This is a genomic window from Streptomyces sp. NPDC051987, from assembly GCF_040680735.1.
GTDB lineage: Bacteria > Actinomycetota > Actinomycetes > Streptomycetales > Streptomycetaceae > Streptomyces.
Map to the genome: position 1 here is coordinate 79,371 of NZ_JBFAXI010000021.1, position 16,399 is coordinate 95,769.

18 protein-coding genes, 1 tRNA gene and 2 pseudogenes are annotated in these 16,399 nt (G+C 70.1%); 13 read left to right on the forward strand and 8 right to left on the reverse strand.

Annotated elements, in window-relative coordinates:
• Window position 1: 1 nt before the first annotated feature.
• Window positions 2-1,828 (reverse strand): AMP-binding protein, encoded by a 1,827-nt coding sequence (locus tag AB0M11_RS14420; protein WP_365705032.1) that lies wholly within the window; start codon window positions 1,826-1,828, stop codon window positions 2-4.
• A gap of 355 nt (window positions 1,829-2,183) precedes the next feature.
• Window positions 2,184-3,059, reverse strand: a complete 876-nt coding sequence (locus AB0M11_RS14425; RefSeq protein WP_365705034.1) for a LysR substrate-binding domain-containing protein — start codon at window positions 3,057-3,059, stop codon at window positions 2,184-2,186.
• Between the two features lie 161 nt (window positions 3,060-3,220).
• Here AB0M11_RS14425 and AB0M11_RS14430 point away from each other — a divergent pair, with 161 nt between their 5' ends.
• A complete protein-coding gene (locus AB0M11_RS14430) occupies window positions 3,221-4,270 on the forward strand; it encodes a bile acid:sodium symporter family protein (protein WP_365705036.1) in 1,050 nt (349 codons plus the stop codon).
• Window positions 4,271-4,365: 95 nt separating this feature from the next.
• Window positions 4,366-4,893: an isochorismatase family protein gene (locus AB0M11_RS14435; RefSeq protein WP_365705038.1), complete on the forward strand. Its 528-nt coding sequence runs from the start codon at window positions 4,366-4,368 to the stop codon at window positions 4,891-4,893.
• Window positions 4,894-5,055: 162 nt separating this feature from the next.
• Here AB0M11_RS14435 and fdhD read toward each other — a convergent pair whose 3' ends face one another.
• Complete coding sequence (gene fdhD, locus AB0M11_RS14440) at window positions 5,056-5,907, reverse strand: formate dehydrogenase accessory sulfurtransferase FdhD (protein ID WP_365705041.1); 852 nt, start codon at window positions 5,905-5,907, stop codon at window positions 5,056-5,058.
• Window positions 5,908-6,147: 240 nt separating this feature from the next.
• Here fdhD and AB0M11_RS14445 point away from each other — a divergent pair, with 240 nt between their 5' ends.
• From AB0M11_RS14445 to AB0M11_RS14455, 3 genes are all read left to right on the forward strand, one after another.
• On the forward strand, window positions 6,148-7,476 hold the full coding sequence (locus tag AB0M11_RS14445; protein WP_365705043.1) for an OFA family MFS transporter: 1,329 nt from the start codon (window positions 6,148-6,150) through the stop codon (window positions 7,474-7,476).
• Entirely contained in the window at window positions 7,451-7,585 is a 135-nt protein-coding gene (locus tag AB0M11_RS14450; protein WP_365705045.1) for a hypothetical protein, read from the forward strand. Before AB0M11_RS14445 ends, AB0M11_RS14450 begins: the two co-directional genes overlap by 26 nt.
• Before the next feature lie 149 nt (window positions 7,586-7,734).
• On the forward strand, window positions 7,735-8,682 hold the full coding sequence (locus AB0M11_RS14455; RefSeq protein WP_365705047.1) for a beta-ketoacyl-ACP synthase III: 948 nt from the start codon (window positions 7,735-7,737) through the stop codon (window positions 8,680-8,682).
• A gap of 66 nt (window positions 8,683-8,748) precedes the next feature.
• On the opposite strand, the gene AB0M11_RS14460 is transcribed toward AB0M11_RS14455, so the two are convergent.
• A complete protein-coding gene (locus AB0M11_RS14460) occupies window positions 8,749-9,735 on the reverse strand; it encodes a hypothetical protein (protein ID WP_365705049.1) in 987 nt (328 codons plus the stop codon).
• A gap of 62 nt (window positions 9,736-9,797) precedes the next feature.
• Window positions 9,798-10,262: an SgcJ/EcaC family oxidoreductase gene (locus tag AB0M11_RS14465; protein WP_365705052.1), complete on the reverse strand. Its 465-nt coding sequence runs from the start codon at window positions 10,260-10,262 to the stop codon at window positions 9,798-9,800.
• Between the two features lie 91 nt (window positions 10,263-10,353).
• Between AB0M11_RS14465 and AB0M11_RS14470 the strand changes: the two genes are divergently transcribed.
• From AB0M11_RS14470 to AB0M11_RS14485, 4 genes and pseudogenes are all read left to right on the forward strand, one after another.
• Complete coding sequence (locus tag AB0M11_RS14470; RefSeq protein ID WP_365705054.1) at window positions 10,354-10,803, forward strand: MarR family transcriptional regulator; 450 nt, start codon at window positions 10,354-10,356, stop codon at window positions 10,801-10,803.
• Window positions 10,804-11,079: 276 nt separating this feature from the next.
• A tRNA-Leu gene (locus AB0M11_RS14475) sits at window positions 11,080-11,164 on the forward strand.
• Between the two features lie 108 nt (window positions 11,165-11,272).
• A pseudogene (locus AB0M11_RS14480) lies at window positions 11,273-11,420 on the forward strand (IS5/IS1182 family transposase); the annotation flags it as partial.
• Between the two features lie 205 nt (window positions 11,421-11,625).
• Window positions 11,626-11,994 (forward strand): hypothetical protein, encoded by a 369-nt coding sequence (locus tag AB0M11_RS14485; protein WP_365705056.1) that lies wholly within the window; start codon window positions 11,626-11,628, stop codon window positions 11,992-11,994.
• A 277-nt stretch (window positions 11,995-12,271) separates the two neighbouring features.
• Here the strand turns inward: AB0M11_RS14485 and AB0M11_RS14490 are convergent, their stop codons facing one another.
• Complete coding sequence (locus AB0M11_RS14490) at window positions 12,272-12,514, reverse strand: hypothetical protein (RefSeq protein WP_365705095.1); 243 nt, start codon at window positions 12,512-12,514, stop codon at window positions 12,272-12,274.
• Window positions 12,511-12,717: a hypothetical protein gene (locus AB0M11_RS14495; RefSeq protein ID WP_365705058.1), complete on the reverse strand. Its 207-nt coding sequence runs from the start codon at window positions 12,715-12,717 to the stop codon at window positions 12,511-12,513. Before AB0M11_RS14495 ends, AB0M11_RS14490 begins: the two co-directional genes overlap by 4 nt.
• Window positions 12,718-12,890: 173 nt before the next feature.
• Here AB0M11_RS14495 and AB0M11_RS14500 point away from each other — a divergent pair, with 173 nt between their 5' ends.
• The 3 genes from AB0M11_RS14500 to AB0M11_RS14510 all read left to right on the forward strand — a co-directional run bounded on the left by AB0M11_RS14500 (window position 12,891) and on the right by AB0M11_RS14510 (window position 15,372).
• Window positions 12,891-13,646, forward strand: coding sequence for a DUF6879 family protein (locus tag AB0M11_RS14500; RefSeq protein ID WP_365705061.1), 756 nt, complete (start codon window positions 12,891-12,893; stop codon window positions 13,644-13,646).
• A gap of 16 nt (window positions 13,647-13,662) precedes the next feature.
• The gene (locus AB0M11_RS14505; RefSeq protein WP_365705063.1) at window positions 13,663-14,514 is read left to right on the forward strand and encodes a helix-turn-helix transcriptional regulator; all 852 of its coding nucleotides are present in this window, start codon (window positions 13,663-13,665) and stop codon (window positions 14,512-14,514) included.
• 87 nt (window positions 14,515-14,601) lie between these two features.
• A complete protein-coding gene (locus AB0M11_RS14510; RefSeq protein ID WP_365705065.1) occupies window positions 14,602-15,372 on the forward strand; it encodes a hypothetical protein in 771 nt (256 codons plus the stop codon).
• Window positions 15,373-15,419: 47 nt separating this feature from the next.
• Here the strand turns inward: AB0M11_RS14510 and AB0M11_RS14515 are convergent, their stop codons facing one another.
• Complete coding sequence (locus AB0M11_RS14515) at window positions 15,420-15,593, reverse strand: hypothetical protein (protein ID WP_365705067.1); 174 nt, start codon at window positions 15,591-15,593, stop codon at window positions 15,420-15,422.
• Window positions 15,594-15,907: 314 nt separating this feature from the next.
• On the opposite strand from AB0M11_RS14515, the pseudogene AB0M11_RS14520 reads away from it, so the two are divergent.
• Window positions 15,908-16,372: pseudogene (locus tag AB0M11_RS14520) on the forward strand (IS701 family transposase); the annotation flags it as partial.
• Window positions 16,373-16,399 lie beyond the last annotated feature (27 nt).

A 16,399-nucleotide genomic window follows, 5' to 3' on the forward strand; every position in this document is an offset into this window, starting at 1 on the left:
GTCAGGCCCGGTACAGGGCCTCGACCTCGTTGGCGTAGGCGTTCTCGATCGCCTTGCGCTTCAGCTTCAACGACGGGGTCAGCAAGCCGTGTTCCTCGGTGAACGGCTGGGCGAGGATACGGAACGTACGGATCGACTCGGCCTGCGAGACCAGGGTGTTGGCGGCCACCACCGCGCGCCGCACCTCGGTCTCCAGGTCGGCGTCCCGTACCAGCTGGGCCGCGGACATCTGGGGCTTGCCGCGCATCGCCAGCCAGTGCTCGACCGCCTCGGCGTCGAGGGTGACCAGGGCGGCGATGTACGGGCGGTCGTTGCCCACGACGATGCACTGGTTGACCAGCGGATGGTCCCGGACCCGCTCCTCCAGGACACCGGGGGAGACGCTCTTGCCGCCGGAGGTCACCAGGATCTCCTTCTTGCGGCCGGTGATGGTGAGATAGCCGTCCTCGTCGAGGGAGCCCAGGTCACCGGTGGCCAGCCAGCCGTCGTGCAGCGTGGCGTCGGTGGCCTTCTGGTTGTTCAGGTAGCCCTGGAAGACGTTGCTGCCGCGCAGCCAGATCTCACCGTCGTCCGCGATGTGCACGGTGGCACCGGGGATCGCCTGGCCGACCGTGCCGTACCGGGTGCGCTCGGGCGGGTTGATGGTCGCGGCCGCCGTCGACTCGGTGAGGCCGTAGCCCTCGTAGATCTGCACGCCCGCCCCGGCGAAGAACAGGCCGAGCCTGCGGTCCATGGCCGAGCCACCGGACACGGCGTTGCGGATCCGGCCGCCCAGCGCGGCGCGCACCTTGGAGTAGACGAGCTTGTCGAAGAGCTGGTGCTGCATGCGCAGCGCCGCCGACGGACCGGGCCCGGTGCCCCACGCCTTCGCCTCCACCGCGTCCGCGTACTTCACCGCGAGTTCGACCGCCTTCTCGAAGGGGCCGCCCCTGCCCTCCTTCTCCGCCTTCCGCCGCGCCGCGTTGAACACCTTCTCGAAGATGTACGGCACGGCCACCACGAAGGTCGGCCTGAACGCGGCCAGATCGGGCAGCAGCGCGGCCGCGCTCAGCTGCGGCTGGTGGCCGAAGCGGACGCCGTGCCGGACCGCGGCCACCTCCACCAGCCGGCCGAGGACGTGCGACAGCGGCAGGAACAGCAGCGTCGAGACCTCCTCGTTCTTCTTCGAGTGGAACACCGGCTGCCAGCGCCCGACGACCGTGTCCGCCTCGTACATGAAGTTCCCGTGCGAGATCACACAGCCCTTGGGACGGCCCGTGGTGCCCGAGGTGTAGATGATCGTGGCGACCGAGTCGGGGGTGACCGCCTCCCGGTGCCGGTGCACCACCTCGTCGTCGAGGTGCGCGCCCGCGTCGTACAGCTCCTGCACCGCGCCCTCGTCCAGCTGCCACAGCCGGCGCAACTGGGGCAGCCGGTCGATGACGGTGGCGATCGTCATCGCGTGGTCCTCGTGCTCCACGATCGCCGCCGTGCACTCGGCGTCGTACAGCATCCAGAAGCACTGCTCCGCCGACGAGGTCGGATAGACCGGCACCACCTGGGCGCCGATCGTCCACAGCGCGAAGTCGAACAGCGTCCACTCGTAGCGGGTGCGGGACATGATGGCGACCCGGTCGCCGAACCGGATGCCCTGGGAGAGGAGGCCCTTGGCGAGGGCGAGGACCTCGTCGCGGAACTCGGCCGAGGTCACCTCACGCCACTGGCCGAGTTCGTCCTTGCGGCCCAGCGCGACGTGCAGCGGGTCCGTCCGGGCATGCTCGAACACACAGTCGGCCAGGCCGCCGACCGGCGGTGCCGACGCCAACGGCGGGTTGGTGAACTCGCGCAAACCCCGCTCCCCGCTCCTCGCTCCACAGTGACGGCAGTAGTGACACTCCGCACGGCGCCGTGAAAGCTACCCCACCGGAAGACCGTTCGGGAGGGGGTGCGAAAACGAGCATTGTTCTCGTATGGCCGCGTTCTCGTGCGGAAAATACGCCCACATGGGGAAGGGGCGGACAGAATCCCTACGGTTCCGTAAGTTCCGGCTCCGCAATCTCCACGGAATCTGTACGACCCGATTACGGCCCCCGGCCGGTTACCCGCCGGTCGGGCCCGGAGCGCCACCGCCCCCTCTGAGGACTGCGCCGGCGTGGCCGATTTCGTCACAGGGTGCCCCCGTAGGGCGGCGGCCGGTCGTCGACTCAGCCCCGCCCCGCCGTGGGGCGCAGGCGCTCGCCCCCCTTCAGGATCGCCGCCGCCAGGGCGTCCGCCGCCGACTGGGCCGGTGTCCGTCTCGGGCCGTGCGCCAGCACGAAGTCGACCTTGCCGAGTTCCGGCAGGCCCGCGCGGTCGGGGACGCGGAACAGGCCCGGGGGGATCAGGCCCCGCGAGTGGGCCATCACGCCGAGGCCCGCTCGCGCCGCGGCGATCAGGCCGTTGAGGCTGCCGCTCGTGCAGACGATGCGCCAGTCGCGGCCCTGCTGCTCCAGCGCCTCCAGGGCCAGGGCACGGGTGATGCCGGGTGGCGGGTAGACGATCAGCGGGACCGGACGGGCCGGGTCCAGGCGGAGCCGCTCCGCGCCGATCCACACCAGGTCGTCGTGCCAGACCAGCTCGCCGAACGGGTCCTCGGCCCGCCGCTTGGCCAGCACCAGGTCCAGTTTCCCGGCGGCCAGCTGCTCGTGCAGGGTCCCCGAGAGCTCCACCGTCAGTTCGAGGTCGACCTCGGGGTGGTCGTGGCGGAAGCCCTCCAGGATCTCCGGCAGCCGGGTGAGGACGAAGTCCTCCGACGCGCCGAAGCGCAGCCGGCCGCCCACTCGGGTGCCGGTGAAGAAGGCCGCCGCCTGCTCGTGCACCTCCAGGATCCGGCGCGCGAACCCGAGCATCGCCTCGCCGTCCTCGGTCAGCTCCACGGAGTGCGTGTCCCGGGAGAACAGTCGGCGGCCTGCCGCGTCCTCCAGCCGGCGCACGTGCTGGCTCACCGTGGACTGGCGCAGCCCGAGCCGCCGGGCGGCCTGGGTGAAGCTGAGCGTCTGGGCCACCGCCAGGAAGGTGCGCAGATGCGAAGGGTCGTACACTCGGACATGTTATCGCGAAACGCAATGGCAGTCAGAGTGGTATACCGGATTCCCGATCACTGTGCGGGGGTGGACGATGAACAGGGGGGGCCTCGCGGCCCCGGCGAGAACCCGGCGGTGTCCGCCGGCCCGACAGCTGACCGACCCTCGAGTGGAGCACCGTGAAACGCCTGAGCCGGCCCCGCTGGATGCCGATCGACCCGTACGTCCTGCTGTTGCTGGGGACGGTGGGTCTCGCCGCGCTGCTCCCGGCCCGGGGCACGGCCGCCGACGTGGCCTCCGGAGCCTCCACGGCCGCGATCGCCTTCCTCTTCTTCCTCTACGGCGCCCGCCTGTCCACCCGCGAGGCCGTCGACGGACTGCGCCACTGGCGGCTCCATCTCACGGTCCTGGTCTGCACCTTCGTGATCTTCCCGGTGCTCGGGCTGGCCGCCCGCGGCCTGGTGCCGGTCCTGCTCACCCATCCGCTCTACCAGGGCTTCCTCTTCCTGACCCTGGTGCCCTCCACCATCCAGTCGTCGATCGCCTTCACCTCCATCGCCCGCGGCAACGTGCCCGCCGCGATCTGCGCCGGCTCCTTCTCCTCGCTCGTCGGCATCGTCCTCACCCCGCTGCTCGCCGCCGCGCTGCTCGGCAACAGCGGCGGCGGGTTCTCCGCCGACTCGATCGTGAAGATCGTGCTCCAGCTGCTGGTGCCGTTCGTCGCCGGGCAGCTGCTGCGCCCCTGGATCGGGACGTTCGTCGCCCGGCACAAGAAGGTTCTCGGTCTGGTCGACCGCGGCTCCATCCTGCTCGTCGTCTACACCGCGTTCAGCGAGGGCATGGTCCGGGGCATCTGGCACCAGGTCAGCGCGGTCCGACTGGCCGGGCTGCTCGCCGTGGAGGCCGCCCTGCTCGCCGTGATGCTCCTGCTGACCTGGTACGGCGCCAGGGCGCTCGGCTTCGGCCGCGCGGACCGCATCGCCATCCAGTTCGCCGGGTCGAAGAAGTCCCTCGCCTCCGGGCTGCCCATGGCCAGCGTCCTGTTCGGCGCCCACGCCTCGCTCGCCGTGTTGCCGCTGATGCTCTTCCACCAGATGCAGCTCATGGTGTGCGCGGTCGTCGCCAAGCGCCGCGCCCGCGACCCCGAGGCCCCGGAGGAGGCCGTGCCCCCCGCCGCCCCGGCGGGCCAGTCACGGCCCGCGGTGAGCACCGGGCCGCTCCGCCGCTGAGCCACCCCCGCGGCCGGCTGCCGAACGCGACCGGTTCACGCGCCTGTTGATCCGGATTTCCGGTACGGACGGCTCATGAAGGCTAACGTTCCGTCATGACCACACCCCTGGCGCTCGACCCGGCGCGCACCGCTCTCGTCCTCGTCGATCTGATGGACCGCATCGTCGCGCTGCCCCTGGAACCCCGCAAAGGCACCGACGTCCTGCACACCGCCGAGGAACTGGCTCGCGCCTTCCGCGCGGCCGGCGCGCCCGTGGTGCTGATCCGCGTCGAACGGCCCTCCCTGGCCGAGCAGCCGCCGGGCAGCGGACTCGTCGCCGGGCTCAGGAAGGAAGGGGACGTGGAGATCGTCAAGCGGACCATCGGCGGCTTCCACGGCACGGAGCTCGACGCCCGCCTGCGTGGGCTCGGCGTCACCCGGCTGGTCTTCGGCGGCATCGCCACCAACCTCGGCGTCGAGTCCACCGCCCGCGCCGCCGCCGACCTCGGCTACGACCTGGTCTTCGTCGAGGACGCCATGGCCGCCCTCACCGGACCCGAGCACGAGGCGTCCGTCCGCCTGGACTTCCCGCGCCTCGGCACCGTCGTGACCGCAGCCGACGTACGCCTCGTCCGCGCCTGACCGCTCGGGCCGGCGTCCCGCCATCGCGTTCACGGACGCCGCGGCGGCCGTCGGGAAACCCGGCCGGGACGGTGCCGGACCGAGGCGGGGCCCCTGTGGCGCAGGGGGCGCTCCCCGCCGGTCGGGGCCCGGCGCCTGGCCGCGGCGGACCGGTCAGCCGGGTCAGCTCCGGGGGGTGGCCGCGGCCCGCAGGGCGATGCGGTCCTCGCCCGCGTACACGTTCATGGTGCTGCCCCGCAGGAAGCCGACCAGGGTCAGCCCGGTCTCCACCGCCAGGTCCACCGCCAGCGAGGACGGCGCGGAGACCGCCGCGAGCACCGGGATGCCCGCCATCACGGCCTTCTGCGCCAGCTCGAAGGAGGCCCGCCCGGAGACGAGGAGGAGGGCGCGCGACAGCGGCAGGTCGCCGTTCTGCAGGGCCCGGCCTACCAGCTTGTCCACCGCGTTGTGCCGCCCCACGTCCTCACGGATGTCCAGCAGCTCGCCGCCCTCCGTGAACAGGGCCGCCGCGTGCAGCCCCCCGGTCCGGTCGAACACACGCTGTGCCGCCCGCAGCCGGTCGGGGAGGCTCGCCAGCAACTCGGGGGAGACGCGGACCGGGGGAGTGTCGGCTATCGGCCAGCGAGCCGTCGTACGCACCGCGTCGAGGCTCGCCTTGCCGCACAGCCCGCAGGACGAGGAGGTGTAGACGTTCCGCTCCAGGGTGAAGTCGGGGAGCGTGACGCCCGGCGTGGTCCGCACGTCGACCACGTTGTAGGTGTTCGAGCCGTCCGCCGTGGCGCCCGCGCAGTAGACGATGTTCTGCAGGTCACCCGCGGCCGCCAGCACTCCCTCGCTCACCAGGAACCCGGCCGCCAGCGCGAAGTCGTCGCCGGGGGTGCGCATGGTGACGGCGAGGGGCTTGCCGCCCAGCCTGATCTCCAGCGGTTCCTCGGCGACGAGCGTGTCCGGCCGGGCGGAGACCGCTCCGTCGCGGATGCGGATGACCTTGCGTCGTTCCGTGACTCGTCCCATGTCCTGATCAGCCCCGGTTCTGTACGTGCTGGCGGCCGAAACGGCCCTTGAGGCAGAGGGTGCCCCTTGACCGTCCCATTGTCCTGCACGGCGAGGTCCTGCACGGCGAGCCCGCGGGTGCGGCGCCCGCCGGCCGCGGTCCGGCCGGCGACCGTTCGGCGCAGGGTGGATACCGCTCACCGCACACGATCAGGCCGTCGGGTTCTCAACCACCGTGGACGGCCCTACCGTTCCGGATTCATGAGCAGCCCCCCTGTAGCACCGCCGGGCTGGAGCCGCTGGCTCGTCCCGCCCGCCGCCCTCTCCGTCCACCTCTCCATCGGCCAGGCCTACGCCTGGAGCGTGTTCAAGCCGCCGCTCGAGTCCGCGCTGAACCTGAGCGGCACCGAGAGCGCGCTGCCCTTCCAGCTCGCGATCGTGATGCTCGGCCTGTCGGCCGCGTTCGGCGGCACCCTCGTGGAGCGCAACGGACCGCGCTGGGCCATGACGGTGGCGCTGATCTGCTTCTCCGCCGGCTTCCTGATCTCCGCGCTCGGCGCCGAGACCGAACAGTTCTGGCTGATCGTCCTCGGCTACGGCTTCGTCGGCGGCATCGGCCTCGGCATCGGCTACATCTCGCCCGTCTCCACGCTGATCAAGTGGTTCCCGGACCGGCCCGGCATGGCCACCGGCATCGCCATCATGGGCTTCGGCGGCGGCGCGCTGATCGCCTCGCCCTGGTCCGCGCAGATGCTCTCCTCCTTCGGCGGTGACAACGATGGCATCGCCCTCGCCTTCCTGGTGCACGGGCTGTCGTACGCCGTCTTCATGACCCTCGGTGTGCTCCTGATCCGCGTCCCGCGCACCGAGAAGCCGGTCCAGGACGCGCCGAGCGCCTTCGAGGGGGTGCAGGTCTCCGCGAGCAGCGCGATCCGGACCCCGCAGTTCTGGTGCCTGTGGGTCGTCCTCTGCATGAACGTGACCGCCGGCATCGGCATCCTGGAGAAGGCCGCCCCGATGATCACGGACTTCTTCGCCGACAGCTCCACCCCGGTGTCGGCGTCCGCGGCGGCCGGGTTCGTCGCCCTGCTGTCCGCCGCCAACATGGCCGGCCGGATCGGCTGGTCGTCCACCTCCGACCTGATCGGCCGCAAGAACATCTACCGCGTCTACCTCGGGGTGGGCGCCCTGATGTACCTGCTCATCGCGCTCTTCGGAGACTCGTCGAAACCGCTGTTCGTCCTCTGCGCCCTGGTGATCCTCTCCTTCTACGGCGGCGGCTTCGCGACCGTCCCCGCCTACCTGAAGGACCTCTTCGGCACCTACCAGGTCGGCGCCATCCACGGCCGGCTGCTCACCGCCTGGTCCCTCGCCGGTGTGCTCGGCCCGCTGATCGTCAACTGGATCGCCGACCACCAGAAGGACGCCGGCAAGCACGGCTCCGACCTCTACACCCTGTCCTTCGGCATCATGATCGGCCTGCTCCTCGTCGGTTTCGTCGCCAACGAGTTCGTCCGGCCAGTGAACGCCCGCCACCACATCCCCGCCCCCAGGGAGGCCGTCGATGTCGAACGAGAGCAGCCGGCCTGAGCCGGACCGCCGCTGGCTGATCGCCGTCGCCTGGATCTGGGTGGGCGCGCCGTTCGCCTACGGGGTGTACGAACTGGTACAGAAGGCGACACGGCTGTTCAACGGGTGACCGCCGGGAACGGCCGGGCGTCCGAGGGGTCTGCAAGAAGCCGACAACCCGGGCGCCCGTTTCCTGTGGCCTCACGTGCCGTCGTACCCGTGAGTCACTGAACAGACTGGTGGACCCAGACCGAGGCAACGAGGGGGGCTCCACCACCCATGAACGGCTCGCGCATCGCCGCCGTCGGCCACTACCAGCCCGCGAGGGTCCTCACCAACGAGGACCTGGCCGCCATGGTCGACACCAGTGACGAGTGGATCCGCAGCCGGGTGGGCATCAGCACCCGGCACATCGCAGGACCCGACGAACCCGTCGACGAACTGGCCGCGCACGCCGCCGCCAAGGCCCTCGCCGCGGCCGGTCTCACCCCCGCGGACATCGACCTGGTCGTGGTCGCCACCTCCACCGCGATCGACCGCTCGCCGAACATGGCCGCGCGCGTCGCGGCCCGGCTCGGCATCCCGCAGCCCGCGGCGATGGACGTCAACGTCGTGTGCGCCGGTTTCACCCACGCGCTCGCCGTCGCCGACCACACCGTCCGGGCCGGCGCGGCCACCCGCGCCCTCGTCATCGGCGCCGACAAGATGTCCGAGGTGACGGACTGGACCGACCGGACGACGTGTGTCCTGGTCGGCGACGGCGCGGGCGCCGCCGTGGTCGAGGCGTCCGCACCCGGCGAGGAGCCCGGCATCGGACCGGTGCTCTGGGGCTCGGTCCCCGAGATGAGCCACGCGGTACGGATCGAGGGCACCCCGCCCCGGTTCGCACAGGAGGGGCAGAGCGTCTACCGCTGGGCCACCACCCAGTTGCCGCCCATCGCCCGGCGCGCCTGCGAGAAGGCCGGGATCGCCCCCGCCGACCTCGCGGCGGTCGTCCTGCACCAGGCGAACCTGCGGATCATCGAGCCGCTCGCGGCGAAGATCGGCGCGGTCAACGCGGTCGTCGCCCGTGACGTCACGGAGTCGGGGAACACCTCGGCCGCGAGCATCCCGCTCGCCCTGTCCAAGCTGGTCGAGCGGGGCCGGGTGTCCGGCGGCGACCCGGTCCTGCTGTTCGGGTTCGGCGGCAACCTGTCGTACGCCGGCCAGGTCGTGCGCTGCCCGTGAGGGGCGGTGCGTTCCGCGGTGCGACCGGGCCCGGTCGAGCGGGCGCGGTCCTGAACCGGCGCGGGTTCAGGGCAACGTGACGATGGCGATGCGGTCCGTCTGCGCGACGGCCAGCCGGGTGCCGTCGGGGTGCAGGGCAGCGACGGGGGTGGGGTCCTCGCGGCCGAAGCAGGCGGACTTCGCGGGTACGCCGACCTCGGGCCACTCCGCGACGATGCGCCCGGTGGCCGTGTCGAGCAGCCGCGGGTGGCCGGGGAACGCGATCACCTGATCGCCGCGGGGCAGGAGCAGGACGCCCGGTTCGGCATCGCCGGCGGGGCTGCGGTGGAGCCATCGTCCCGCGGAGACCGACCACACCCCCAGGTGGCACGGCGCAAGCCCGGCCGACTCCTCCTCGTCCCACTCCTCCCGCCCCGCCGCCAGCACCAGCCGGTCGGCGTCGAGCCAGCAGCCCGCCGTCACCTCCCCGCGCATGACCGCCGTCGCCGGCAGCAGACCCTTGCCGTCCAGGGTGCCGGGATCGGTGAGCGCGAGCGCCGTGTCGTAGACCAGAGCCGTGCCGAAGGGCTGCCAGAACCAGCCGACCGAGAGCAGGTACCGGCCGTCCGGGCTGAGGCTCAGCCGGGAGTGGAAGACGTCCTGCGGCTCGCGGTCGCCGGCGGTGAGCCGCTCGCCGCTCGCCGCGTCCTCGATCTGGAGCACGTTGTAGTCGTCGGGGCAGTGCACGACGACCTCGCGACCGTCGCCCAGGGTGCCGAGGCCGAGCGGGTAGTCGAAGCTCGGCGCGTGGTAGTAGCTGCGGTTCAGCTCCCGTACGACCCGTTCGCCTTCGAGCAGTACGGCCTTGGTGCCGCGTTCCTGCCAGACGGCGGAGTAGCGCCCCGAGGCCGAGACGGTACCGGCGTCGAACGGCAGGCTCCAGGTGAAGGGCGCTCTGCGCTCCACCCCGTCGCGCCCCCAGCGCCGACCGCCTCCGACCCAGGAGACCAGGTCGTCGCCCTGCCACGCCAGCGATCTCGGCGCCGACCGCACCGGTATCGACTCCACCGTCATCTGTGCCCCCCTCGCCGGAGAGCCTCGGGCAGGTTCTCCGGGCGGAAATCTACGGGACGGCGTCAGCGGGTGTGCGCGGCAGGCCGAGTGGCGGGCTGGAAGCGGAACGAGAGCGCCTCCAGCAGGCGTTTGCGCTGGGTCTTCTGGACGGCGGCGATGCGCCAACGGCCGTCCGCCTCGCGGGTCACCGTGTAGGTGGCCAGCTTGCCCAGGCGCTTCGGCCGGCCCTTGCGCACCTCACCGCGGGTGACGACGACGGCGGTGTCCGGCCCGTGGAAGCGCAGGTCGACGACCTCGATGGTCAGCGTGGTGCCCTTCAGGAAACCGTCGAACAGGGCCTGGTGGGCGCGGCCGATCTCGGCGCCGCCACGGTAGAGGGTGCCGGCGTAGGTGACATCGGTGGCATCCGCGGTGAACTGCTCGCCGTAGGCGGTGCCGTCGCCGCGGTTCCAGGCGGCCGCGCCGCGCTCCAGGAGGGCGTGGATCTCGGCGGTGTCGGTCTCCCGGACGGTGTCGCCGACGGACATGGGGATCCCCCTTCGTGGTAACTTCTTCGGAGAAGTTACTTCATTGAAGATTTCTCTTCTTTGAGGAAGAGATTAGGGAGAGGGGGATCCCATGTCAACGCCGGTGACGCCCGCCGGTGGCAGCGAGGTCTACCGGCGCTACCTGAGCGCCGTGATGTTCCACGGCCACGCGAGCGCGCGGGCCTGCGGACTCGGCGCCACCGATCTGTACGCGCTGAACATCCTTCAGCTGGCCGGGGCCATGACCCCCGGCGAGCTGGCCGCTCGCACGGGGCTGACCACCGGCCCCACCACGCGGCTGATCGACCGCCTGGAGCAGGCGGGGTACGTGCGCCGGGTGCCCGACCCCGGCGACCGGCGCAAGGTCATCGTCGAACCGGTCGGCGAGCCCGCCGCCCTGGACCGGGTCGTCGCCCCGGCACGGCAGCGGATCGGCGAGATCCTGGCCGGCTATTCACCGGACCAGCTCGACGTCCTCTTCGACTACTTCACCCGCGCCGCCGAGGCGTACCGGGAGGCGGCCGGGCAGGTGCGCGACTGACCCGCGCCCGCCGTCCGGCGAACGCCGCCTTCCTGTGAACGCCGCCTTCCGCAGGGCGGCCGGGTCCCGGACCCCGCTCCGGGACCCGCTGCCGGACGGATTCCGCCGCGCCGTCCGTGCGCCGCCGTCCGCGCCGTAACGGGCCGGGTGCGCACGGTGAGGCGGCGTCCACCTGCGGGTATGCCGACGGAAACGCAGGTGAAAGGCACTCCGAAAGCTTGGTATTGTTGTCCCTGTCGCCGCGGGGAACACCCCCGGTCAGGCGGCAGACACCTGGTCCGGGTGGCGGAATGGCAGACGCGCTAGCTTGAGGTGCTAGTGCCCTTTATCGGGCGTGGGGGTTCAAGTCCCCCCTCGGACACTCGCTATAGCAATACGCGGACGACGGCCTCGACCTAACGGTCGGGGCCTTACCTGCGTGTTCGTAACTGATCGTGATCTCGAGGGCTTCGTAGAGCGGCCTCTTCTTCGCTGGGTCGTCGAGGGCGCGATCGCGCTGCTGCACTGGTTCCGCCGCCTGCGCATCCGCTGGGAACGCCGCGACGACATCCACCAAGGCCTTCATCGCCTTCGGTGGCGCCGTCATCTGCTGGCGACGACTCGAGAGCTCATCTTGATCCGAGTCCCTACCGCACTTCAAATTAGGAAAGTTTCCTAATAGTCTTCGCACCACAAGACGCGCCCTCCTCGGTGTGCCTGTTTCGGGCCGGGAGGGCCCTGAGGGGACTTCGCGTCCCGGAAGCGGATCCTGAAGTGTTTTCACGCACCCACAAACGCGTCGCTGCACTTGCGGCCTGCGCGGCGACGGTCACCGGACTCGCTGTGGTCGGCACAACGCCAGCTGCCGCCGGAACCAACGGGCAGCAGATCGCCTGGTACGTTCCGCTGAACAGCGAGTACGCCAACGGAACCCTGGTCGTCTACGGATACAACCAGAACGGCACCTGGACCAACCAGACCGTCCACCTCGGCGCAGGAGGCACCAACACCTACGACCCCGGCTGGTGGTGGCGCAGCGCCTACGGAGGAGCCTCCGACGCAGTCCGCATGTTCTACTACACCAGTCACGGCGGCAGCTACCTGGAACAAGACGTCACCATCCCCACCAGCTGCAATGTCACCTACTTCCCCATCAACGTGCCGCGCAACAGCTCAGGCGCGGGCGGCGGCCCCGGACAAGTCAGCTGCTGACCCACGGGTGCGATCTTCGCCAAGACGCAACTGAGCCCCACCCCGGTCGAATTGGGGTGGGGCTCAGGCGCTGGTCGGGTGTGGGCGAGGGGGCGTCACCTGGGGGAGGTGTAGCGGTGGTGTGAGCAGGTGCAGCGGGGTATCAGAAGGATTCCCCGGCCGTGTGGGAGCGGGATGTCCCGGGTCTGGTGGCAGTCATGGTGCAGCCACGAGTAACCCGGCTGGTGGGCCAGCGCGCACTCCGCGGACATGGTCGAGGTGTCTTCGGTCTGGGCGGTCACGGGAACATGCCGCCGCTGCTGAACGAGTTCATGGCGCGGGTCCGCTCGGCCATGGCCCGCAAGCGTTCCTCGTCGGTGGCGCGCCGGACGTGGGCAGGGTCGGCGTCCCACTCTCGCCCACCGGCCACGGGGCGCAGCTGGACGTACGGCCCTTCCCGGCCCATGACGTACCCGAGCCGGTCTCGGACGGTGTCGATGACCAGGGTGCCGGCTGATGGTTCGACCTCAGCGGCGGTCACTCGCCAGGCTCCTTCTCCAGGGCCCTCGCGAGGCGGACGGCGACGTCCGCGCGCACTCGCCCCAGCTCGACCAGCTGAAGTCCGGGCGACGCCGGGTCCACCCTCAACGACGGGAAGACGACCCCCGCGCCGTCCAGGGCCGCTCTGAGTGCCTCCACCGCCGCCTGCGTCTCGGTGATGTCCTGTGTCTTCTTCGGTGCCATGCACCGGACGCTAGGAACCGGCCACCGCTGATAGCTATGGGAGTTGCGCGAAGTTGCTTGACGACTTCCCCAGGTTGCGGAAGGTTGCTGATAAAGGCCGACGGAACCCGGGTTGGAAGTGCTCGGGCTCAGAGAAGCTTGGAAGATCAGTCCTCTGACGAAAGGAACTGATCATGGCGCGTCGACTGCGCTTCAACGGCACGGGAAGCGGCGTCAACGGGTGCCCCGCTGTGCATGAAGATCTCGACTCGGGTGAGGTCATCGTGCACGGCCCGGCGCTTACCGACCCTGCGGACATCGGCCAGCTGCGGCACCTGCACGAGGGTGAGGTGCCCATCGTGGTGCCGCGTGAACTGCTCGTCGACTTCGGCCCGAAGGAGGTCAACCGGGTGCCGGACATCATCGGCCTGGACGAGTTCGACCAGCTCTTCACCCAGTTCAAGCACACGGCCTGGCGGTTGGAGACACGGCGCCGGTACGCCTCCGACGAATTTACTGACACTTACGCCCAGTTCTCCCGTGGCGAGCCCGTGAACTGGGACGGAGTCGACGCCGAATGGTGCGCCGAACGCCGCGAGCAGACTGCGTTGGGTAAGCGGTTCGAGCGCGCCCGTGTGGTCGACAGCCCGCCGACTCAGGGTCAGCTGTACCTCCTGGACAACGCCCGCCGCAATAGTGCCGTCGGTGAGCGGATCTTCAACCTGTGGCGCGCGGACGCCGACCGGCTCGGCCTGCCTGTCGAGGACTTCTGGATCTTCGACTCCCGGCTGGTCGCCCTCCTCAACTTCGACGACGCCGACAACCTGATCAGTGTCGAGCTGATCACCGAGCCCGCAGCGGTACTGCGGTACGCCCAGGCGAGGGACGCCGCCATGCACCTCGCCGTCCCGTACGACCAGTTCGCGGCGCAGCTGACCGCGAAGGAGTAAGGCAGGTTGCTGACCGGTGAGCACGGACTACCAGCAGGCGCGCGAGGCGCTCGGCGTGCGGCTGCGCGAACTCAGGTTCTCGTGCCCGGGCGGCCGTCTCACCGGTCAGCAGCTCGCCGAGGTGTACGGCTGGAACAAGTCCAAGGTCAGCAAGCTGGAGAACGGCAGGCAGACCCCCACGACCGACGACCTTCGGAAGTGGGCCGAAGCGTGCGGCCGGCCCGAGGCATACGACGAGCTGCTGGCCAGGCTCCGGGGGTTCGAGTCGCACATCCGCTCCTGGCGGCGGCAGCTGGCTTCCGGGCACAAGCCGGTCCAGGACACCCACCTCGGTGCGCACGCCGACGCCTCGGTGTTCCGGGGCTGGGAGTCCTCCATGATCTTCGGCATCCTGCAGACGCCGGACTATGCCCGATCGATCTTCACCCGGTACGCGGAGCTTCAGCGGTCGCCGCGCGACACCGAGGAGGCCGTCCGCTCCCGCATGAAACGGCAGGAAGCCCTGTACGACTCCTCGAAGCGGTTCCACCTCATCCTGTGGGAGGCCGCCCTCCACGCCCTGATCTGCCCGCCCTCGGTGCTGAACGCCCAGCTGGACCGCCTCTCGGGGGCCATCGGCCTGGACACGGTCGAGATGGGCATCGTCCCCTTGTCCGCGTCCCTCAAGATCCCTCCGGCCACCGCCTTCTGGATCTACGACGACCGCCAGGTGATCGTGGAGAACTGGCACGCCGAACTCTGGATCGATGACGTAGCCAGCGTCGACACCTACCTCCGGACCTGGCGCACCCTGCGCGAGTCCGCCGTCTACGGCTCCGACGCCCACAACGTCATCAGTTCGGCTAGGCGCGCCCTCAACCCTCGTTGACGTCCGAGGCGCCCCTCTTGTCGTCACCCGGCGTTACTCTGAACGGAGTTGATGGAGCGCCAGGTGGTGCGATCGGGGGGCCGAGGAATGGCGACGACGACAGGCGACGGGGACGACGCCCCCGAGAAGAATGACGGCGTACCCCAGGATCAAATGTCTTTTTGGCCTGATCCGTCGGTAGATGATCTGGTGGTACAACTCTCGCCTGCGGCCCGTGGGTTTGCTAAGAGAGTTCTTCAGGAACGTCGACAACGTTTCGAAGGACCCTTGTCAGACCATCGATTGGTACAGACCGCGGGTGAGGTCAACAACGTCTTCATCCAGCACTCCGCAGGTGTTCAAATCAGTGGTGACCTCGCGAGCATCCGTCCCGGCAGCCTTGCCGCGCAGCGGCAGAAGTTCCACTTCGAGTTCCTGAAGCATGCTCTGAAGCAGGCCGAGTGGACGTTCCGGCTGAGCGTGTACTTCATGACCGGCGGCGCGGTGGTGATCCTTGTGGGGGCCGTCCTGGCGTTGATGCACGCGGGGAGCCCCAATCACGGCTATGTGCCGCTCGTGACCGGCCTGACAGGTGCGTTGATCACCACCGGCGGAGGAGCGCTGGCCCTGCATTCGAAGCGAGCCATGACCAACCTGACGAAGGCGGCCGAACGCATCGAGGACAAGATCGATGCGGACCACCAGCTTGAAACCGCGACGACCTTCATCGACCGCGTCAGTGACCCGGAGGTCAAGGACCGGCTCAATGCAGCTGCCGCCCTGAAGGCCCTTAACATGCAGGCCAATCAGGCGATGGTCAATCGCCTCCTCCCCGACGAGCAGCCCAGGGAGATCGAGCCGGGCGAGACCGACCGCTGACGGCGAAGTCCGGGGGTGCCGGCTGCACCTCCGGGACTTCCGCACGTTCACAACACCTTGAGGGCTTTCAGCACTGCCAGGCACAGCAGGAGGCAGCTTGCGAAGGCGCCCCCGCCGTACAAAACGGCCTGCCCCGCAGGAGTGTCAGGCGAGTGGCTGACGAAGCCCGCCACCATGGCGACGATGACGGAGAACAGGGCGCAGACGACGATTACCAGCACCCTGACACCGAGAGAGGTTCGCGACCTGAGTTGCCTTTCCGGCGGTTCAGGCCTTGGCACGTAGCTCTCAGCCTGACCGCCACGTGTGTGTACGTGAGGTCTTGCTGAGGCCGTGCCGACGTTCTTGGCTCTCAAGTGGCGCCTTGCCGGGGCTCCGTGACGGCCGAACGCCCCGACCGGCCGCCGGAGACCCCACGGAGGACCGCGACGGGGCTACTGCCGGCCGGGGGCTGTCCGCACGGTGGCGGGTCAGCTCCTGGACACGCGCCGGCACCTACGCCTCGTGCCGGCCCCGCTGCCGGCAGAACGCACTGTCGGTGGCAGCCCTGGCCGCCGGCCTCCGACAGGAGGTGTTCACCCCGCTCACCTGGCGGCACGGCTCGCGAGGAGAGTTATGCTCCCGCTTCGCCGCCGTGCGCGTACGCCCGGCCGGCAAAGCATTCGAACGCCCCGTCAGGGCCGCAGCATCGGCCGAACAGGGCTCGTGGGACGGTGCCTTGCCTGACTGCTGGCTGCTTGTCGAATGGCCCGCCGAGGCCGAGGCGCCGACCGATTACTGGCTCTCCGACCTGCCCGCCGACACCCCGATCACCGACCTGGTCCGTCTGGCCAAGGTCCGCCGGCGCATCGAGCACGACTACCGCGAGCTCAAGCACGGCCTGGGCCTGGATCACTGCGAGGGCCGGTCCTGGCCTGGCTGGCACCACCACGTCACCCTCGTGACCGCTGCGTCGCTCGGCTATGCGTTACCGGTAAGGAAGGCGCCAGGATCGTGGTAACACCGTTCACGGACAGGTTCGCGTATC

Bases quoted from the DNA above. Each gene is read 5' to 3' on its own strand.
- AB0M11_RS14450 (WP_365705045.1), top strand. From the start codon at position 7,451: ATGTCGAACGAGAGCAGCCGGCCTGAGCCGGACCGCCGCTGGCTGATC.
- AB0M11_RS14500 (WP_365705061.1), top strand. From the start codon at position 12,891: ATGGCGCGTCGACTGCGCTTCAACGGCACGGGAAGCGGCGTCAACGGG.
- AB0M11_RS14445 (WP_365705043.1), top strand. From the start codon at position 6,148: ATGAGCAGCCCCCCTGTAGCACCGCCGGGCTGGAGCCGCTGGCTCGTC.
- AB0M11_RS14470 (WP_365705054.1), top strand. From the start codon at position 10,354: ATGTCAACGCCGGTGACGCCCGCCGGTGGCAGCGAGGTCTACCGGCGC.
- AB0M11_RS14455 (WP_365705047.1), top strand. From the start codon at position 7,735: ATGAACGGCTCGCGCATCGCCGCCGTCGGCCACTACCAGCCCGCGAGG.
- AB0M11_RS14510 (WP_365705065.1), top strand. From the start codon at position 14,602: ATGGCGACGACGACAGGCGACGGGGACGACGCCCCCGAGAAGAATGAC.
- fdhD (WP_365705041.1), bottom strand. From the start codon at position 5,907: ATGGGACGAGTCACGGAACGACGCAAGGTCATCCGCATCCGCGACGGA.
- AB0M11_RS14495 (WP_365705058.1), bottom strand. From the start codon at position 12,717: ATGGCACCGAAGAAGACACAGGACATCACCGAGACGCAGGCGGCGGTG.
- AB0M11_RS14435 (WP_365705038.1), top strand. From the start codon at position 4,366: ATGACCACACCCCTGGCGCTCGACCCGGCGCGCACCGCTCTCGTCCTC.
- AB0M11_RS14460 (WP_365705049.1), bottom strand. From the start codon at position 9,735: ATGACGGTGGAGTCGATACCGGTGCGGTCGGCGCCGAGATCGCTGGCG.
- AB0M11_RS14465 (WP_365705052.1), bottom strand. From the start codon at position 10,262: ATGTCCGTCGGCGACACCGTCCGGGAGACCGACACCGCCGAGATCCAC.